Genomic DNA, 18,261 nt, shown 5'->3' with positions numbered 1-18,261 from the left:
GCCTGCGCCGGCCGTGGACGCCATGAGCCACCACACCACCGGCCAGGCGGTCGTGATCGGCGCGGGAATCGCCGGCCTCCTGGCCGCCCGGGTTCTGCGCGACAGGTGCGAACAGGTGACGATCATCGAACGCGACACGCTGCCTTCCGCGCCCGTCCCGCGTCCAGGCGTCCCGCAAGGCCGTCAGGCCAATGCCCTGATGGCCCAAGGCCGCGCCGTGATCGAGGAACTGTGCCCCGGCTTCACCACACGTCTCGCCGACGCGGGCGCCCGGACGCTGGACATGTGCCACGACATGCGCATGCGGTTGGATGCCGGGCTCGCGCCAGTGACGCGACCCGGGCCGCTGTTCCAGCCGTCAAGCCGTCCCCTGCTGGAAACCACACTGCGGTCATTGGTGACAGACGCCGCGAACGTGGAAGTGGTCGACGGACAGGCCGTCACGGGGCTCATCACCGACGGCACACCGTCGCGCGTCACCGGCGTCCGGCTCCGCTCCGGGGGCCGGCTCACCGCGGATCTCGTGGTCGACGCTTCCGGCCGCACCAGCCACCTGCGGGACTGGCTGACCGAGCGGGGCATGCCCCGCGTACGGGAAACCACGGTCTCGGCGGGCACCGCCTGCACCACCCGCTTCTACCAGGCCCCCGAGAAGCCCACCACGTGGATGGGGTTCGTCGCGGCGCAGCAGGTACCGCACCGGCCGGTGGGCGCATACATCCTGCCCATCGAAGACCATCAGGTCGTCGTGAGCCTGTACAGCGCGAAAGGACACGATCCGCCCACCGACGACGGGTTCGGGCAGGTCGCGCGCGGTCTGCACGAGCTGTGCGCCGACATACTCGAACCCCTGTGTCCGCTGACCCGCCCGGTCCGGTACGGCCACTGCGCCAACCGGATGATCCACTACGACCGGGCCCTATGGTGGCCGGACGGCCTGATCGCGCTCGGCGACGCGGTGTGCACGCTCAACCCCGTCTACGCACAAGGAATCACCACCGCCGCAGCGCAGGCCCGCGTCCTGCGGAACATCCTGGCCGGCGACCTGGACGGGCATTGGACGCGCCGGTTCCAGCGCCTCGTACGCCGCGAACTCGCATGGCCATGGCTCCTGGCCACCGCCGTGGACCAGGAGTGGATCGACCATGCCCACCCGGGGAGCGACCGACGACGCGGTCTGCCCCACCGCCTCGCCGACTGGTACCTCGCACGCTGGCGCGACCACGTCCCGACCAGCCCGTACCTCTACCGCGAGTTCGCCAGGATGATGCACATGCTGGACGGCCCGGCATCGCTGGCGCGCCCCGCTCTCGTGATCCGCATCCTCCGTCGTCCGCCACGTGCGGTCATGGACTGACAGTGCCGCGCCCTCCCGAAGCAGCCGGCCAGGAGGGGCCCGTACACCCCGAGGGGGCGCCATGATGAGGCGACGATCCAGCACCGCACCGGCCCCGGCGTCGTCTCCCGCGCGCGGCAGGTGGAAGTGCCCCTCGGTCTACTGGGCCTGCCTGGGGCTCGCGTTCGTCCTGCTGCAGACCTGGGTACTCACCCGATGGGCGCTCGACGGCAACCTGCATGCGTACCCGGCCACGGGCTACACCATCCCGGACCATATGCGCGTCCTCACCCACGTCATCCAAGCCATCACGGTCTTGTTGATCGCCGGATTGGCGATCTGGTGCCGGCGTGAATCGCGCAATCAGCACGCCATCAGCCTGACCACCGCGCTTTTCGTCGGATGCTGCCTGTCCTGGTGGACCAACCCTTACGCCAGCACGTTTCACTACGCCGCCGCACCTAACCGTTACGATCTCAACGTCCCTTCCTGGGGGCCCTACCTTCCGGGCTGGCGGGGCGAGACGCCCGTCCTCGAATCGTTCGTTCTGACGGCGGCCTACACCCCCCTCGTTCTCTGGCCCCTCGCAGGCCTCACCTGCTGCCGGTTCCTGCGCCGGCACCGGCCGCACTGGAGCCTGCCCCGGGTCATTGCCACAAGCGTGGTTCCGCTGATCGTGTTCGACGTGATCGTGGTGCAAGTGTTCGTGCTCCTCGGCGGATTCGGCTATCCACGAGCGGTGCCCGGGTTCACTCTGTTCGAGGGCGAGTGGTACCAGCAGACGATCACGAACGTCTTCTCGATCTGTGTGCTTTGCGCCACCCCTATGTTCGCGATGGCATTCAACGCCGAAGTCCGCGGCACGACCGTGCACATCTTCCGCGGCAGCGATCTCCTGCCCCGGCGCGTGCGGCCCTGGATTCGGATTCTCGCGGGAATCGGCCTCGTCAACCTGTGCGTCCTCGCCTTCCAGGCCGGAGAACTGATCGCCTCGCTCTTCGGGTATCCCAACCCGGCCACACCGAGCTGGTACCAACGCCCCCCACAGTGACCCGCTTACGGGGTCGCATCAGCGAACGTCCTCGGAGCGTCCCGGCCCGTCAGCTGCGCTGAGACGTCCACCAACGGGCCTTGTACATGCCGCCGTGCAGCAGCGTGCGGGTTCCGTCGGGCTGGTACAGGGTCAGGGTGGAAGTGCACCAGGCGCAGGGGTTGCCCGCTTCGGGGCGGGCCACGAGTACCTGACCGGTGGCCGGGTCGTCGCCGACGCTCTTGATGGACCGGCCGCTGACCCTGGACTGGAGCGGGTAGGAGACGAACTGCCGCTCCGAGGTCGCGTACTGGTACACCGCCGAGGACGTGACCACCCACAGCCGGCCGGGCGAGGTGAGCACCGGGGCCAGGTCGTGACCGCCCCGGGTGGGCAGCGCCCGGCGGTGGGCGACCCTGAGGGCCGGTCGGTCGGTCGTGCCGCCCACGGACAGCGCCACGAGTTCGCGGTCGCCCACCGCCCACAGCAGTTCGTTGCGCGGATCCCAGTGCACCCCGTGCGCCCCGGCGAGGGCCAGCTGCGTGTACTCCGCGGCCCGGGTGTTCCGGGACGCGGCGTACACCCGCACGTACTGGCCCTTGCTGGCCGCGACCGCCACGTTCCCGTTCGGCAGCAGTTCGATGCTGTGCGCGTTGCCCGAGCCGGTGTCGGCCGCCCAGTACGTCGTGCCCTCCGGGTACCGCACGACGGCGGCCAGCCCCCCGGAGGCCGTGGTCAGCAGATAACGCCGGCCGCCCATCTCCCGGAGCTTGGCCTCGCTCACGTTCGTCCACGAGTCGGCGGGCCGCAGGTCGGCGAGGTCCGCGCGGCCGTCGGCGCGCCACGACCACAGCACGCCCCCGTCCGGCCCCTCGGCGCTCCACCGAGTCCGCTCCGCGTCCAGGACGTACACGGACCGGCTGGCCTGGTCGGCCGCCACGATCGGGGTGGCCGCCACGAGAGCGGTACGCCCGCCCGCCCTGTGGTGGGCCTCCGTCACCCCCGACGTTCCCAAAACGGTCAGTGCCGCGAGGACGGCCGCCCACACGCGTCTCACGTGGCCGCCCGTGCCGTCGTCGTGCTCTGGTTCTCCACGTGTGGACTCCCATCCCGTGACGCACAGGTGCGCCGACAGGATCGGGGAGCGCCCCCCGGCCGTCGCCGCGCCACGCCCCGGGTGTCCCACGAACGAGGTGCGCGAGGCCGCGCCAGGCCCGGCCAACCGGCCCGGCGCGGCCGATCAGCCGCGCCAGGCGCCCGCGGCGGCCGCGGCCGCCACGAACACCGTGAAGTCCCGTGGCTCCCGGCCCAGGGCCCGCCGCACACCGTCGGAAATCTTGGCCTCCAGGCCCCGGCGGATCGGGTTCAGGGCCGCGGCCCACAGCTCCGCGTCCTCCGCCGGAACCCCCTCGGCCCTCAGCTCGGCCGTGAACCGCTCGACCGACACCGGGACGTAGCGGATCCGGCGGCCCGTGGCCCCGGCGATCTCCGCGACCACCGTCTCCAAGGTCACCGCCCGGGGCCCGGACAGTTCGTACACCTGCCCGGTGTGCCCGTCCTCCGTCAGCGCCGCCACCGCGACCGCGGCGACATCGTCGAGATCGACGAACGACGCCGCCTCGTCAGCGGTCGGCAGCCGCAGCTCGCCCGCGAGCAGCGGGTCCAGGAACAGACCCTCGCTGAAGTTCTGCGCGAACCACCCCGGACGCAGGACCGTCCACTCCAGACCCGACTCCCGCACCACCCGCTCGCCCACGAGGTGGCTCACGGCCCCCGGTTCCGTCCCGTCCCGCGCCCCCGCTTCCGCGCTCTTCCCGTCCTCGCCCTCGTCCTCGTAGTACCCGGGCACGTCCACCCCACGGGCGGACAGCAGGACGATGCGCCGGACCCCGCCGCGCGCGGCGAGCCGGGTGAAGGACGCCGGTACCGGCACCCCCTCCAGCGGTACCGCGTACACCGCGCCGACGCCCTCCAGCGCCGGCCCCCAGGTGCTCTCGTCCAGCCAGTCGAATCGCTGTGCGCTGCCGCGGGACGCCACGCGCACGGCCACGCCGCGCTCCTGGAGTCCCGCCACCACGCGGCGGCCGGACTTGCCCGTGCCGCCGATCACCAATACCGGTTCGTTCGTCATGCCCCGAGCCTCTCCGGCGGGCCTGCCGCGCGGCCATGGCCGAAACACTCGACGGGATGTCCGCGCGTCCAGGGCGCCCCGCTCCGGCGGCCTCAGACGCCGATCCGCTCACGGGCCGCCGTGGCCCGGGACGCCCGGTGCGCGCTCGGACTGACGCCGCGTTCCCGCTTGAAGGCCGCGCTGAAGGCGAACCCGTCCGCGTACCCCACCCGCCGCGCCCCCCCGGCGACCGTCGCCTCCGGCTCGGCCAGCAGTTCGGCGGCGAGCGTCATCCGCCACGCCGTCAGATACGCCAGCGGCGGCTTGCCGACCAGCTCGGTGAACCGCTTGGCCAGGGACGCCCGGGAGACCCCCGCACCCGCGGCCAGCGCGGCGATGGTCCACGGCCGGGCCGGCGCGTCGTGCATCGCGCGCAGGGCCGTGCCGACCACCGGGTCGCCGAGGGCGCGGTACCAGGCGGGCGGGCAGGCGTCGGGCCCGTCGAACCACGCCCGCAGCGTGCACACGAGCATCCAGTCCATCAGCCGGTCGAGGACGAACTGCTGCCCCGGCTTGTCGGCGGCGGCCTCGGCCGCGATGAACTCGTGGAGCGTGCCGCAGCTCTCCGGATCGTCCTCATCGGGCACGATCAGCACCCGGGGCAGCGCGCCGGTCAGCCGGCGGCCGACGTCGGACTCCGACCGGTAGGCGCCGGACACCAGTTCGGCGCTCTCCCCGGTACGGTCCGCCGGCCCGGACGCGAGCGCGTCCACGAAGGTGAACGGCTCGGGCCCGCGCACGAGCGCGGTGTCGCCCCGCCGCAGCGGCCGCGGCTCGCCCTCCACCGGTACCAGCCACCCCGCCCCCCGCACCAGTGTGCACAGCGTCAGCGGGGCCCCGTCCGCGAACCGCAGCGACCACGGCGCCGTCACCGTCCACCGGCCGAACAGGGCCCCGTCGGCCCGTACCCCACGCAACAGATCCCCCAAGGCGTCCATGCCGTCACCTTAGACGGACCCGGAACGCCCCGGACGGGGACCGGGCCCGGCCGGAAGGAGAACCAAACCGGAGGGTTTCCTTTCGGATTTGATGCCCTGGACGGGTGATTTTCCGCGCGGGGTCTGTGGCCGCCGGGCGGAGTCGGGGATCATTTCCCGGGAGAGCGCCCGAAAGCGGGGCATCCCGCCGCGCCTCGCCCGCGTCCGTCTCACGAGGACTCACGAGGACTCACGGGGACGCCCGTCCTCGCGACGGGGAGCGCACGCCGATGACGGCGATCACTCCGGTCGCCTCGTGAACCTTCCGAAAGGCCGCGCACGATGACTCTCACCAGTTCTCCGGACGGACTCGTCGTCCCCCCGGGCGCGGGGCGCACCCTCGTCACGGCGGCCCAGCAGGTGACGTTCAAGGTGACCGGGGAGCACTCGCGGGCGGCCTCCAGCTTCGAGGTCGTCGTCCCCCCGGGCTTCGACGTCGGCGCGCATCTGCACACGCGCAGCGAGGAGCTGTTCTACGTGCTCGACGGCGAACTCGACGTCCTCGCCTTCGAGCCCCGGGTGCGGACGCTCCGCAACTGGCGGGAGTGGGAGTCCCCGAGCGGGGAGCGCTGTGTGCGGGCCACGGCGGGCACGCTCATCGTCGTACCGCCCGGCTGCCCGCACGCGTTCGCCAACCCGACGTCCGACCCCGCGCGGATGTTCTTCCAGGCCTCGCCCCCGCCGGACCACGAGCGCTACTTCGAGGAACTCTTCGAGATCCTCAACTCGGGTCCGGAGATCGACCAGGACGCCATCGCCGACCTGCGCCGGCGGTACGACATCCAGCAGCTCACCCCGCTGACCGTCGCCCCTCCCGTCGCCGCCCCCGCTACCCCCGCCGCCACTCCCGTCTCCGCTCCCGCCGTCCCCACCGTGCTGGGCTGATACGGCGGGCGGCCGGTCAGCCGGCGATGCGCCGTTCGTCCGCACTGATCGGCAGGTCGTTGATGCTGGCGTAGCGGCGGCGCATCAGACCGTTCTCGTCGAACTCCCAGTTCTCGTTGCCGTAACTGCGGTACCACCGGCCCTCGTCGTCGTGCCATTCGTACGCGAAGCGCACGGCGATGCGGTCGTCGCCGTACGCCCACAGTTCCTTGCGCAGGCGGTAGCCGTGCTCGCGCTCCCACTTGGCGCGGAGGAAGTCCACGATCTCCGCCCGGCCGTTGAGGAACACATCGCGATTGCGCCACCGCGAATCCTCGGTGTAGGCGAGGGCGACGCGCTCGGGATCGCGGCTGTTCCACGCGTCCTCGGCGGCCTGGACCTTCCGCCGGGCGGACTCGGCGGTGAACGGCGGGAGCGGTGGCCTCTGCTCGGACATGACTCTTCCCTTCCGCGGGGAGAACGGTCGTTCTCTCCGCTGTCCGGTAGCCTAGGAGAACGATGGTTCTCGGGCAAGACGCGAGGTGGGAGCGGTCATGGAAAGCACGGCTACGGAAGCTGCGGCGCCGGGGGACCGGGTGCTGGACGCGGCGGGGGCGCTCTTCTACGGGCGAGGACTCCAGGCGGTGGGCATGGACGCGATCCGTGCCGCGTCGGGCGTCTCCCTCAAGCGCCTCTACCAGCTCTATCCGTCGAAGGACGCACTGGTCGAGGCCTATCTGCGACGGCGTGACGCCCAATGGCGGGACGCGCTGGCGCGCTACGCCGACGCCCGGCCCGCCGGGCCCGGGCGGGTCCTGGCCGTCTTCGACTGGCTGCACCAGTGGTGCGAGGAGCCCGACTTCCGCGGCTGCGCCTTCGTGAACTCCTTCGGGGAGCTGGGCGGTGCCTCAAAAACCGTGGCGGCGGCCGCCCGGGCCCACAAAAGCGCCTTTCTGCGGCACCTCACCGGTCTGGTGACCGGCGCGGGCGCCCCCGCGGCGCTCGCGGACCAGCTCGCCCTGCTCGCCGAGGGAGCCGTCGTGACGGCCGCGATCTCCGGCGGTGCCGAGCCGGCGCTGCGGGCCAAGGAGGCCGCGCGCGTCCTGCTGGAGGCGGCGCTGACCCCGTCGCGGAGCTGAACCGGAGGGCCGCCCCGAATTACCTATTTGGCCAACCTCGTTCCGGATAAAGGCCGTTCACCCCTCTTCTCCCGCTATGAACTCTTCGATAAGAATGTGCGGGCAGTCCCTTGGAGGGGTGGTCACGCATGATTCCCGAACCGAATCGCACGGCACTCGAAGACGAGTCCGTCGAAGTACCGCCGCCGGTGGCGGGGTTCATCGACATCTCCGAACGCCTGACGGGCTTTGAGGCGTTCGACCTGTATGCCACCGGAATGGCCCGCCTGTACCACGACACCACCGTCGAGCAGGTGGGCCGCGAGGCCGTCGGCCGTTTCATCGACGACATGGCGGCCGCCGGGGGAGACCCGGACCGGCTCGTCGACGAGACGTCCCGCGACCTCGCCCGCGCCATCACCCACCTGTGGTACCTGGGCGTATGGCCCCCGCTCGCCCGGGACGTGCACCGCGCGCTCGGCCGGCAGACGGCCAACGTCGCCTTCACGGCCGCCCCCGAGGCCCATCCCGAAGCCCTGGTCTGGCGGACCTTCCACGGTCACCCGCCGGGCGCCAAGGCCCCCGGCTTCGGCACCTGGGCCGATCCGCCACCGGGCGCCCCGCCCGTCGCCCGGCCCGCCGTCCCGCCCGCGCGCACGGGAACCGAGGGCACAGGGTCCGAGCGCACGGCACTCGACACGGGAGGCGCCGCGTGAACGGCCCGACGCACGGCCGGCGCCGGTACGACGTGATCGTGGTGGGCGCCGGGATGGCCGGCAGCCTCGTCGCCAAACGCCTGGGGGATCAGGGCTGGCGCGTGCTCGTCCTGGAGGCCGGCACCGGCACCCTGGACACCTGGCCCGGCCATCTCGACGCGCTGAACACGTTCGCGTCCGCCGTGGCCAAGGTCCCCAACTCGCCCTACCGGCCCAACCCCGTCGCCCCGTCCCCCGACATCCGCCACGTGGGCGGGGCGAGCGGCGGCGGGTACCGGGCGAACGGCTACCTCGTCCAGCGAGGCGCCCTGCCCTACTACTCGGACTATCTGCGGGCCGGCGGCGGCACCGGTCTGCACTGGCTCGGCCTGACGCCCCGGATGCACCCCGAGGACTTCGCGGTCCGCAGCCGCTACGGCTACGGGCGGGACTGGCCGATCGGTTACGACGACATCGAGGCCCACTACCGCGCGGCCGAGCGGGAGCTGGGCGTCGCCGGGGACGCGGCCGAACAGGCCGAGGCCATCGGGCTGCCGTTTCCCGAGAAGTACGTCTACCCGATGCGGGAGATCCCCCGCAGCTACCTCGACGACGTCCTGGCGGCCCGGCTCGACGGACACGCCGTCCAGGAGAAGCCCGGATCCGCGCACACCACGCTGCGCGTCGTCACCACCCCGCACGCCCGTAACAGCACACCCCACGAGCGCTACGACGACGGACGCGGCTACCGCCCGGTCGGCGCGGCGGGGCTGCCCAATTACGGTGAACGCTGTGTGGGCAACGCCTCCTGCACACCGATCTGCCCGGTCCAGGCCAAATACACCCCGCTCAAGACCCAGGCCGCCTGGAGCCGTGACGTCACCCTCGTCACCCGCGCGGTGGTGAGCCGGGTCCTCACCACGAGCACCGGCCGGGCCCGGGGCGTCGAATACCGGGAGTACGACGACCCCGCCGTCCCCGCGAGCGTCACCCGCACCGCGGAAGCCGATGTGGTCGTCCTGGCCGCGCACGCCGTCGAGAACGCCAAGCTGCTGCTCCTCTCCCGACTGGCCAATCGCAGCGACCAGGTGGGGCGCAACCTCATGGACCACCCGGTGCTGCTCACCTGGGGGCTGATGAACCACCCCGTCGGTCCCTTCCGCGGCCCCGGATCGACGTCCGGTCTGGAAGGCTTCCGCACCGGAGGCGCCCGGCGGACCCGCGCGCCCTTCCGCATCGTGATCGCCAACTGGGGGTGGAGCTGGCCGGCGGGCTCGCCCGGCGCCGACGTGGCCCGGCTGCTCGGCATGGGCGGCGACCCGGCGGCACCGCGCGGACGCGGGCTGTTCGGCCCCGCACTGCGCGAGACCCTGGGCCGGGGCATCGGCCGGCAGTTCACCCTGCAATTCGAGATGGAGCAGGAGGCCGAGAGCCGCAACCGGGTCACCGTCGACCCGCTCCACCGCGACCTCCTCGGCATCCCGCGCCCCGTCGTCACCTACGACCTCTCCGACCGCGTCAAGCGCGGCATGGCGGCGGCGAAGGCCGTCTCCGACCAGATCTTCCGGCTGCTCGACGCCGAGGACCACACCGTCTACGCCCCCGGCCCCTTCGCCCCCGGCCACTTCCGGTTCGAGGGCCGCGACTTCGCCTACCAGGGCGCGGGCCACGGAGCCGGCACCCATGTGATGGGGTCCTCGCCGGACACCTCCGTGGTCGACCAGTGGCAGCGCTGCTGGGACCACCCCGGCCTCTACGCCGTCGGCTGCGGCAGCATGCCCTCGGTCGGCACCGCCAACCCCTCGCTGACCATGGCCGCCCTGGCACTGCGCAGCAGCGAGCGGATCCACCGGGAGCTGAGCGAGCTGCGCCGGCCCCCGACCGTCCGTACCGCCGACGTCCCGGAGTCCCGCCCATGACGGCCACCGGCCCGCTGACCGGGCAGCACGAGCCCGCCCGGCACACCGACATCACCGCCGACCTCGCGCTGGTCGAGGAACCGCCCTTCCGGGTGCCGCGCGACCGCGCCGAGCTGCACCTGTTCCTCCAGGCCGCGCTGACCCTCGAACACCTCACCATCCCGCCCTATCTGACGGCCATGTACACCCTGCCGCCCGGCACCAACCGGCCGGCCCACTACGCCGTGCGGGCCGTCGTGCTCGAGGAAATGCTGCACATGACCCTCGTCGCCAACCTCATGAACGCGACGGGCGGCACCCCCCTGGTGGCGCACTCGCGCTTCGTCACCGGCTACCCCGCCCGGCTGCCCTTCAGCCGGGACAAGGTCCCCGTCGCCCTGCGGCACTTCGGGACGAAGGCGCTGGACACCTTCCTGTACATCGAGCGGCCGGAGTACGTCGCCGAACCGCCCGGCCACCCCTCGGTGGCGGACGACGACGGCTGGACCTCCATCGGCCAGTTCTACAACACCATCCGGGAAGGGGTGATCCGCCTGTCGAGGAAGCTCGGCGAGGAGGAACTCTTCCGCGGCGACCCGGCGCGCCAGGTCGGCCCGAAGGACTTCTACAACTCCGGCGGTGAGGTCTTCGCGGTCACCGGCCTGACGTCCGCGCTCAAGGCGCTGCGGGTCATCACCGAGCAGGGCGAGGGCGCGGCCGGGGGCATCCACGACACCGACGACCGGCTCTTCGGCGAGGCCCGCGAGGTCGCGCACTACTTCCGGTTCAATGAGATCCGCCAGGAGCGGAGTTACGCCCCCCACGATACGCCGCGCTCCGGACCGACCGGCCCGGCCGTGAACGTCGCCTGGCAGGACGCCTACCCCATCGACCCCGAGGCGAAGGTGGCGCACTACCCGCCCGGCAGCGCCGTACGCCGGGCCGCCGACCATTTCAACGAGGTGTACGCGCGGCTGCTGGTCGTCCTCGAACGCGGGTACAACGGGGAGCCGGAGACCCTGGGGGCGGCCGTGCCCGTCATGCTGGAGCTGCGTGACCTCGCCGGGGCGCTGTACCGCAATCCGCACCCCGACCCGGCCAAGCGCGCGCTGGGCCTGCATGCCGCCGCCACCTACGAGATCACCGACGGGCACTTCGCCCGCGCGCGCGACCGGCTGTCCCGGGCCCCCGGCCTTAGCGCCCGGTAGGGCTGAGGGTCCGATCGGCCCGTCACCCGCGGGTCTTCGGCTGACGGCCGGTTTTGCCGCCTGCGGCGGCGGGCGCCCTGCGGGCGCGTCCTCAATCGCCGGACGGGCTTGTTTGGGCTGAGGCCAGCCACATCAAACCCGCTGGGCCCCCAGGCTAGGAACTCGGCGGCTCCGCCCTGGGCGGACGCTCCACCGGTGGTTTCTCCACCGGCGTCCGGGGCACGGGCGGACGCTCCGCCGAGCGGGGCGGAGGCTGGGGCGGCTCCACCGGTTTGTACGTCGGCTGGGGCTTCCAGGTGTTCGGTGGCGGTGGCTGGGCGGACTGCCGCGTCGGCGGTAACGACTTCTGCGGCGTGCGCTCCCGGCCGTCGGTCGTCGGCACCCGGCCCCCGGTGGGCTGCCGGCCGCTCGGCAGGGACGAGGACGCCGAAGTCGGCGGCCTGGTGCGGACGACGGCGGACGGCACCGCCGGAGCCGTCGGCACGACCGTGGCGTCCCTCGTCGGCTTCGTGGACGCCGACGGGCGGCCCGACGACGCTCCGGTACCGGGGACCGTCGTGGACGGTGTTCCCGAGCCGGATGACGAGGAGGGCGTCCCCGACCCCGGCACGGAAGCGGACGGCGGCGGGGAAGAGGGGGTGCCCGACTCCGGTGCGGGAGTGCCACTGCCGCCACTGGGCGTGGGGAGCAGGGCGGAGGGGGTGGGCACCGGGAACGGCGCGGAGTCCTTCGAACCGTCGGAACCGGTCCCGCGGTCGAAAGCCTTGTTCGGCGCGTAGGGGTCGACGAGCGGGACGGACGTCAACGGCCCCTTCTCCTTGGGGCGTTCCTTGATGACGGTGATCCGGACGTAGGCGAAACCCTCCCAGCGCTTGCCCGTGTAGGAGGACTCCTCGTAGTCGACGTCGGTGTCCGGCTGCCGCAGCGGGTTCCCGCAGTTGCACTTGACGGCCGGCCGCGCGTAGGAGTCGACGAGCACCGCGACGCCCGCCTGGAGGACCGACAGATACTCCGTGATCTTGCCGTTCCCCTGGTAGTTGTGGTTCTTGACCAGGGTGTCGTGGAGCAGGACCACCGGCGTCAGCTTGTCGATGTGCGCGGTGAGGTCCCTGGGGTCGATGTCGCGGGCCGAGCTCCAGGCCTTCGCCTTGACGCTGTCCCGCGTCAGCTCCCTGATGAGGGCCGCCTTGTCGCAGTGCGCGACGTTCCGGGTGCCACCGAACGCGCCGCGGCTGTCCCCGGCCAGCTCGCCGCCCCGGCGGGCGGAGTCGACCCCCTTGAGGTCCGTGCCCGCACCGGTGAGGAACGGGGCCGCGCCGACCACTCCCACGGCCTCCAGGGCGAGATCGGCCGCCTTCTTCTTCTGCGTACCCGAGCAGCCCAGGCTGCCCGTCCCCCCGAGCAGGACGGGCACGGCCAGCAGCGCGACGGCGCGCAGCAGGCGTTCGCGCCCGCGGGCACGCCGGATGCCCGGCCCGCCCGCCTCGCGTTCGGTGACCTTGTACGGAAACGACCCCAGCCGCATTGACGCACCCCCGATAGCCGGTCTGTGATGTCGGTGATCAGTGATCGCCCCGGGCCGCGTCACCGGGGCCTTCGCGCACCTCGCCGCCCGCCCCTCACCCGTATCCGCAGGCCTCCACCCAGCCGCCGTTCGCGCATGTCGTGGCCGCCTCCGGGGACGGCACGGCGGACGGTGTGGCGGCCGCGGGTGTGTCCCGCGGCTCGGGTGTCGCGGACGGGCGGGGCTGGTCCCCCGAAGTGCCGTCCGACGGCCGGCGGGTGTCGCTGACGACACCACCGGTGCCGCCCGACGGTGTGCCGCCGTCGTCCCGGGTGGCGATGACCGCGGCGGTGGCCGCCCCGCCGGCGAGCAGGAACGCCAGCACCGGACCGAGGATCACCGTCGCCTTCCGGCGGCCGTTCCGTGGTCCCGGGCGCGGCGTACCGGACAGCGGCCGCTCGGGCTCTCGCGGGGTGGGCGGTCCGAAGACACCGCCGGGCCGGGGAGCCGGCCCCGGGCGGGGGACGGGCGGGAGCGGGGAGACGTGCCGCACGACGGGCCCGGGGGAGGGTGCGGGCGACGGCGACGGCGACGGCGTGGGCGAGGGGGCGGGCGCCGGCCCGGGGACCGGCGAGGGGACGGCGACGGCCGTCCTGACGTACTCCCCGGTGTGCGCACGCGCCCAGCCCGGTGGCTCGGTGAGCCGCCCGGCCGCGACGGAGTCCAGCAGCCGCTGCGCCTCCACCGCGCCCATCCGGTCCCGCGGGTCCTTACGGAGCAGCCCTTCGAGCAGCGGGGTGAGCGGGCCCGCCCGCCGCGGGGCGGGCGCCTCGTCCTGGACCACGGCCTGCAGGGTGCTCAGTGCGGAGGTCCGCCGGAACGGCGACAGTCCCTCGATCGCCGCGTACAGGGTGGTGCCCAGCGACCACAGGTCCGACGGCGTGCCGGGGCGCTGGCCCATCGCCCGCTCGGGGGCGAGGAAGTCGGGCGAGCCGACGAGGTCGCCGGTGCGGGTGAGGGTGCCCGACCCCTCCACCACGGCGATGCCGAAGTCGGTCAGTACGACCCGGCCGCTCTCCTCGATCAGGACGTTGGCGGGCTTGACGTCGCGGTGCAGCACCCCGGCCGCGTGCGCGGCGCGCAGCCCCTGGAGGACCATGGATCCGATCCTGGCCGCCTCCCTGGGGTGCAGGATCCCCTCCTCCTCCAGCACGTCGGCCAGCGACTTGCCGCGCACCAGCTCCATGACGATCCAGGGCCGGCCCTCCTGCTCGACCACGTCGTGCACCGTGATCACGTACGGATGACTGACCCGGGCGGCCGCCCGGGCCTCCTGCTTCAGCCGTGCGTACAGCAGCCGGACGTCCGCGTCACGCATATGGTCCGGTGCCCGGACCTCCTTCGCCGCGACCTCGCGGTCGAGCAGCTCGTCGACGGCACGCCACACCACTCCCATACCGCCGCTGCCGAGCCGTCCGACGATCCGGTAACGCCCGGCCAGCAATGGACTTCGCTCCTCGTCCATGGCATACGCCCCCTTCCCGCGCGCACGGCACCCCGAGCCGCACGCATTCGGGCACACTCCCTCAGACGGCGGGCCCGGCGATATCGTTCCCGCCTTCGGAACATTCGCGGAATTCCCTTGAGTCCCTTCTGACACTACCCGTTTGACCAGGGGATTCACCTCTCGTGCGCCTCTATTGTCCGTAAGCCGCCGGGAAGTTACCGGCGGGTCTATTCCATCGCGCCGGGACTTCCTTTACGGCCGACTAAGGGAATCCATGATTCCGGGGCAGTGATTCTTCCGGCATGCCGATCAACGCGGTTATTCGGGAAGGAATTGCTCCGGTCTTCCGGAGGCGGTGCCGAATCTTCTCAAGAGGCGGTGGCCGGAATATCGTTCCCCTCTGGGTCCGCGGCGGTCGGTGGTCACGCGCGGGCCGCACACGGCAGGGGGGAAGCCAGTGGACGGCCTCGCGTTGCTCATCGAACTGCTGCCGCCCGAACAGCGGGCGGGCGACCCCGCCGCCGTGTGCCCCGAGGCCTGCCGCGAGCCCGTGCGGACCTGGCTCGCGGCCGCCGCCGCGCTCGCGGCGGGGGAACCCGTACGGGCCCTGACCGCCTTGGACCGGACCCCGGAGGGGCCTGCCGGACACCTGGTGGTCACCCGGGCCCTGCGGACGGCGGCGACCGCCGTGGAACACCACTGGTACCCCGGCGGCACGGGGGATGCCGCGCGGCGCGAGGACCCGTCGGCGGTCCCGACGGCGGCGGCCGGGAGCGCCGACGGGATCGCGACGCTCACCGACCCCGCGCTGCGGCTCGCCGCCGTCCTGGCGGGCCGGCTCCTGCCCGGTCTGCTCTCGGCCCGCACGACGGTCGGGCACGGGATGCGGGCCGTCGCCGCGTACGAGGAGGCGGGCGAGCACGACGCCGCGCGCGCCGCGCGCGCCGGGATCCGCGCTGCGCTGCGCCGGTTCGACGCACTGGGCGAGGACCCGGCCGTCACGGCCCACGCGGTGCCCGCCGCCTGCCACGCACTGCTGGCGGCCGACCTCCGGGTCCGCGCGGCCGACCCCGGCGGGGCGAAGGCCCTGCGCCGGGAGGCACTGCGGGCCGCCCCCGACAGCCTCGTGATCGGCGGCCTCTCGGCGCTGCTCGTCGGCGACTGGGAACTCGGCGCCCCGGGCGCGGCGGAACGCTGCTCGGCCCGGGACAGCACCCCCGGGCCCCGTGCCCCGGCCCGCGCCGAGGCCCGCTACAAGCTGGCGCGGGAGCGGTTTCGGGCGGCCGGGTCGGCCCGGGGGCAGGCGGCCGCCCTGCTGCGGATCGCCCACACCGCCCGGGTCGAGAGCCGGACGTCCGACCGCGTCGCGGCCCTGGAGCGGGCCCTCGCCCTGGCCACCGAGGCGGGCGACGGCGCCTGCGCGGCCCTGCTGCGGGTGCACCGGAGCCTCGACCGGATCACGGCCCGGCAGCAGCCGGACCCCCGGGACGTCGAGGCCGTTCTCACCTGGACGTCCACGGCCGGCAGCGGCTCATGGGGCCGGGGGCTGGCGGAACTCGTCACCGAACGGGCCGAGTTCCTCAGCGGCCGGGGAGAGGCCGCCGCGAGCCGTGCCTCCCTTCTCCTGGCCGCACGCCTCACCGGCACACCGGCGGCCGGCGACACGCTCGCCACCCGCGCGCGGCCGCATACGACGGCACACCACCGGCTGGCCCCGCTCGTGTTCAGCGACCTCCGGATGCGGGAGCACACCGAGCGGCTGGAGCGGGGCGGGGCACCCGGTCCGGGTGAGCGCCTGGGCCTCGTCCACGCCACCGCGGCCTTCCACCAGGCAGCCGTCGCGCTGCGGGACCCGGACCTCATCGCCGCCTCGCGGCCCCGCATCGCGCGGGCGATCGCCGCCGCCGAGGGACTGTCACCGTTCGGCGGACAGACCGTCGAAGCGGCCCTGCGCGTGCTGCGGGCCGAAGCGGGGGCGGTGACGTTCCACGAGACGCTCCACCGGTCCCGGCGGGCCCGCGCCGCCGGCCTGGAGACGGAGGCCGACCGGCTCGCCGAACGGGCCCTGGCGGAAGCCGACGGCGGCACGGACCTCCTGGAGCGCTGTGCCGCCCTGACCGAACTGCGCCGGTTCCCCGAGGCCCGGGCCGTGTTGGACCACCTCGCGGCCCGCGGGGAGCCGTCCGCCTTCCAGGAGGCCGTGCTGCGGCTGCGGCTGCGTCAGCCCCGCCTCGCCGAGGCGGCGACACAGCAGACCGGCAGACGCGGGCCCGCACCGGACGACCCGTGGGAACTGCCCGCGCTCCAGGCCGAGGCGGCGCGGGGGCGGGGCGACCACGCCGCCGCCGTCGGCCACGCGCTGCGCGCCATCACCCGCTACGAGGAGCACCGCGTCCGGCCGGCCCGGGACGCGCTGCGGGCCGCCACGGCCGACAGCCCGGTGGTCGCGGGCATGTACCACACGGCCATCATGTCGCTCCTGGCCCAGGACGGGGCCGGGGCGCAAGCCGCCGCGGCCGCCGCCGCCTTCGGCCTCGCCGAGCGCAGCCGCTCCGGTTTCCTCGACGCCGTGCACGCCCTCGACGCCGCCGGACCCGCGGCGGGGGCCGTACGGGCCTGGCTCCGGGCCGAGGCCCGCTGGTCGGCCCAGTTCGAGGACGCGGCGCACGAGATCCGCCGGGCCCACCCCACCCCCACCCCCGGGCCGACGGTCCGGCGGCGGATCACCGACGCGGAACGCGCCCGGGACGCGGCCCGGGCGGACGTCGCCCGGCTCGCCCCCGCCGCCCTCGCCCCCCGGCGCGGCGGCACCGGCCCGGACGCCGCGGCCGTCGCGGGCGCACTGCCCCCGGGCACCCTGCTGATCGAGTACCACCTCTTCGACGAGGACCTGGTCGGCTGGGCGATCACCCGCGACGGGCTGCGCGTGGCGCGGGCCCGGAGCTGGGCCCACGGCACGGTGGCGACGGCCCGCCGCTTCCACCGGCACTGCGCGCGAGCCCCCGGGGGCGAGGACACCGGACGGCGGCTCTCACAGCTGCTGCTGCGCCCGTTCCGCTCCGCGCTCGACCACTGCGAACGGGTGGTCGTCGTGCCCCCGGCCCGGCTCGCGCGCCTTCCCTTCCACGCCCTGCCCTGGGGCGGTGACGTCCTGGGCGCCACCCACGACGTCTCCTACCTGCCCGCGGCCTCGCTCCTGACCCGCCCCCGCCCCCCGGACCGGCCGTGGCGGGACCGTACGGCACTGCTCGTGGGCGCGCCCGCCACCGACCCGCGGACCGGCCCGGCGGACCTGCCCGGCACCGCGGCGGAAGTCGCCGGCGTCGCACGGCTGCTGCCCGCCCACCGGCTGCTGACGGGAGCGTCCGCCACCCGCGAGCGGGTCCTGCGGGAAGCCGCCGGCCGTGACGTGCTGCACCTGGCCACCCACGGCGACGTGGACGAACTGGCGCCCGGCCGCCTCCGGCTGGCCCTCGCCGGACGGGACGCCCTCGGTCTGCCCGATCTGCTCGGCCCCGGCCCGGACCCGCACCTGCTCGTCCTGTCCGCCTGCGACACCGGGCACGGCACCGCGACCGCCGGCGGGGACGTGCTCGGGCTCACCCGCGCGGCGATGCTCAGCGGGGCCCGGCACGCCGTGGTGCCGCTGTGGCCGGCCGACGACGACACCGGTGCCCTCGTCGTCACCCGGACCTACCGGCACCTCGCCGACGGTACGGCGACCGCCGTCGGCACCGCGCTCACCCTCGCCCGCCGCGAGGTGCGCGCGCTCGCCCCCGCCGAACGGGCCGAGGAGTTCGCCGCACTCGCGGCACAGGCGGGCGTCACACGCGAGCCCGCCGGGCCCCGGGCCACGAACCCCCGCCCCGCCCCCCACCCCCGCTCCCCGCACATCGAGGCCCGGCACCCGTGCCACTGGGCCCCCTTCATCCACGTCGGAGCCTGAGCCGGCGC

General features: G+C 74.0%; 14 protein-coding genes. 8 read left to right on the top strand and 6 right to left on the bottom strand.

Going from position 1 to position 18,261, the window contains the following annotated elements; genetic code table 11:
* The first annotated feature begins 22 nt into the window (after window positions 1–22).
* Complete coding sequence (locus ACZ6MA_RS07000) at window positions 23–1,357, top strand: FAD-dependent oxidoreductase (protein WP_469431700.1); 1,335 nt, start codon at window positions 23–25, stop codon at window positions 1,355–1,357.
* Between the two features lie 61 nt (window positions 1,358–1,418).
* The gene (locus tag ACZ6MA_RS06995; RefSeq protein ID WP_469431698.1) at window positions 1,419–2,387 is read left to right on the top strand and encodes a spirocyclase AveC family protein; all 969 of its coding nucleotides are present in this window, start codon (window positions 1,419–1,421) and stop codon (window positions 2,385–2,387) included.
* Window positions 2,388–2,436: 49 nt separating this feature from the next.
* Here the strand turns inward: ACZ6MA_RS06995 and ACZ6MA_RS06990 are convergent, their stop codons facing one another.
* The 3 genes from ACZ6MA_RS06990 to ACZ6MA_RS06980 all read right to left on the bottom strand — a co-directional run bounded on the left by ACZ6MA_RS06990 (window position 2,437) and on the right by ACZ6MA_RS06980 (window position 5,474).
* Window positions 2,437–3,423 (bottom strand): DUF6528 family protein, encoded by a 987-nt coding sequence (locus ACZ6MA_RS06990; RefSeq protein WP_469431697.1) that lies wholly within the window; start codon window positions 3,421–3,423, stop codon window positions 2,437–2,439.
* A gap of 183 nt (window positions 3,424–3,606) precedes the next feature.
* On the bottom strand, window positions 3,607–4,497 hold the full coding sequence (locus tag ACZ6MA_RS06985) for an NAD(P)H-binding protein (protein ID WP_469431695.1): 891 nt from the start codon (window positions 4,495–4,497) through the stop codon (window positions 3,607–3,609).
* Window positions 4,498–4,589: 92 nt separating this feature from the next.
* Complete coding sequence (locus ACZ6MA_RS06980; RefSeq protein ID WP_469431694.1) at window positions 4,590–5,474, bottom strand: AraC family transcriptional regulator; 885 nt, start codon at window positions 5,472–5,474, stop codon at window positions 4,590–4,592.
* A 321-nt stretch (window positions 5,475–5,795) separates the two neighbouring features.
* On the opposite strand from ACZ6MA_RS06980, the gene ACZ6MA_RS06975 reads away from it, so the two are divergent.
* The gene (locus tag ACZ6MA_RS06975; RefSeq protein WP_469431693.1) at window positions 5,796–6,398 is read left to right on the top strand and encodes a cupin domain-containing protein; all 603 of its coding nucleotides are present in this window, start codon (window positions 5,796–5,798) and stop codon (window positions 6,396–6,398) included.
* Window positions 6,399–6,414: 16 nt separating this feature from the next.
* Here ACZ6MA_RS06975 and ACZ6MA_RS06970 read toward each other — a convergent pair whose 3' ends face one another.
* Window positions 6,415–6,834 (bottom strand): nuclear transport factor 2 family protein, encoded by a 420-nt coding sequence (locus ACZ6MA_RS06970; RefSeq protein WP_469431692.1) that lies wholly within the window; start codon window positions 6,832–6,834, stop codon window positions 6,415–6,417.
* A gap of 97 nt (window positions 6,835–6,931) precedes the next feature.
* Between ACZ6MA_RS06970 and ACZ6MA_RS06965 the strand changes: the two genes are divergently transcribed.
* From ACZ6MA_RS06965 to ACZ6MA_RS06950, 4 genes are all read left to right on the top strand, one after another.
* On the top strand, window positions 6,932–7,516 hold the full coding sequence (locus ACZ6MA_RS06965; RefSeq protein ID WP_469431691.1) for a TetR/AcrR family transcriptional regulator: 585 nt from the start codon (window positions 6,932–6,934) through the stop codon (window positions 7,514–7,516).
* Between the two features lie 128 nt (window positions 7,517–7,644).
* Window positions 7,645–8,211, top strand: coding sequence for a hypothetical protein (locus ACZ6MA_RS06960; protein WP_469431690.1), 567 nt, complete (start codon window positions 7,645–7,647; stop codon window positions 8,209–8,211).
* Window positions 8,208–10,109 carry a GMC family oxidoreductase gene (locus tag ACZ6MA_RS06955; RefSeq protein WP_469431688.1) on the top strand — a complete coding sequence of 634 codons (1,902 nt, stop codon included), beginning with the start codon at window positions 8,208–8,210 and terminating at the stop codon, window positions 10,107–10,109. The genes ACZ6MA_RS06960 and ACZ6MA_RS06955 overlap by 4 nt, the downstream gene beginning before the upstream one ends.
* Window positions 10,106–11,296 carry a ferritin-like domain-containing protein gene (locus tag ACZ6MA_RS06950; RefSeq protein WP_469431687.1) on the top strand — a complete coding sequence of 397 codons (1,191 nt, stop codon included), beginning with the start codon at window positions 10,106–10,108 and terminating at the stop codon, window positions 11,294–11,296. The genes ACZ6MA_RS06955 and ACZ6MA_RS06950 overlap by 4 nt, the downstream gene beginning before the upstream one ends.
* A gap of 154 nt (window positions 11,297–11,450) precedes the next feature.
* Here the strand turns inward: ACZ6MA_RS06950 and ACZ6MA_RS06945 are convergent, their stop codons facing one another.
* Both ACZ6MA_RS06945 and ACZ6MA_RS06940 read right to left on the bottom strand, forming a co-directional pair.
* Window positions 11,451–12,821, bottom strand: coding sequence for a DUF6777 domain-containing protein (locus ACZ6MA_RS06945; RefSeq protein ID WP_469431686.1), 1,371 nt, complete (start codon window positions 12,819–12,821; stop codon window positions 11,451–11,453).
* Between the two features lie 94 nt (window positions 12,822–12,915).
* Window positions 12,916–14,325 carry a serine/threonine-protein kinase gene (locus ACZ6MA_RS06940; RefSeq protein WP_469431684.1) on the bottom strand — a complete coding sequence of 470 codons (1,410 nt, stop codon included), beginning with the start codon at window positions 14,323–14,325 and terminating at the stop codon, window positions 12,916–12,918.
* A 439-nt stretch (window positions 14,326–14,764) separates the two neighbouring features.
* On the opposite strand from ACZ6MA_RS06940, the gene ACZ6MA_RS06935 reads away from it, so the two are divergent.
* Window positions 14,765–18,253, top strand: coding sequence for a CHAT domain-containing protein (locus ACZ6MA_RS06935; protein ID WP_469431683.1), 3,489 nt, complete (start codon window positions 14,765–14,767; stop codon window positions 18,251–18,253).
* Window positions 18,254–18,261 lie beyond the last annotated feature (8 nt).

The organism is Streptomyces sp. NPDC042259 (assembly GCF_055582085.1).
Note: the sequence above shows the minus strand (reverse complement) of the source record. Positions and strands in the feature narration are given on the sequence as shown.

Excerpts from the sequence above, each read along its gene's own strand:
- ACZ6MA_RS07000 (WP_469431700.1), top strand. The coding sequence starts at position 23 with ATGAGCCACCACACCACCGGCCAGGCGGTCGTGATCGGCGCGGGAATC.
- ACZ6MA_RS06995 (WP_469431698.1), top strand. The coding sequence starts at position 1,419 with ATGATGAGGCGACGATCCAGCACCGCACCGGCCCCGGCGTCGTCTCCC.
- ACZ6MA_RS06985 (WP_469431695.1), bottom strand. The coding sequence starts at position 4,497 with ATGACGAACGAACCGGTATTGGTGATCGGCGGCACGGGCAAGTCCGGC.
- ACZ6MA_RS06980 (WP_469431694.1), bottom strand. The coding sequence starts at position 5,474 with ATGGACGCCTTGGGGGATCTGTTGCGTGGGGTACGGGCCGACGGGGCC.
- ACZ6MA_RS06975 (WP_469431693.1), top strand. The coding sequence starts at position 5,796 with ATGACTCTCACCAGTTCTCCGGACGGACTCGTCGTCCCCCCGGGCGCG.
- ACZ6MA_RS06970 (WP_469431692.1), bottom strand. The coding sequence starts at position 6,834 with ATGTCCGAGCAGAGGCCACCGCTCCCGCCGTTCACCGCCGAGTCCGCC.
- ACZ6MA_RS06965 (WP_469431691.1), top strand. The coding sequence starts at position 6,932 with ATGGAAAGCACGGCTACGGAAGCTGCGGCGCCGGGGGACCGGGTGCTG.
- ACZ6MA_RS06960 (WP_469431690.1), top strand. The coding sequence starts at position 7,645 with ATGATTCCCGAACCGAATCGCACGGCACTCGAAGACGAGTCCGTCGAA.
- ACZ6MA_RS06950 (WP_469431687.1), top strand. The coding sequence starts at position 10,106 with ATGACGGCCACCGGCCCGCTGACCGGGCAGCACGAGCCCGCCCGGCAC.
- ACZ6MA_RS06945 (WP_469431686.1), bottom strand. The coding sequence starts at position 12,821 with ATGCGGCTGGGGTCGTTTCCGTACAAGGTCACCGAACGCGAGGCGGGC.
- ACZ6MA_RS06940 (WP_469431684.1), bottom strand. The coding sequence starts at position 14,325 with ATGGACGAGGAGCGAAGTCCATTGCTGGCCGGGCGTTACCGGATCGTC.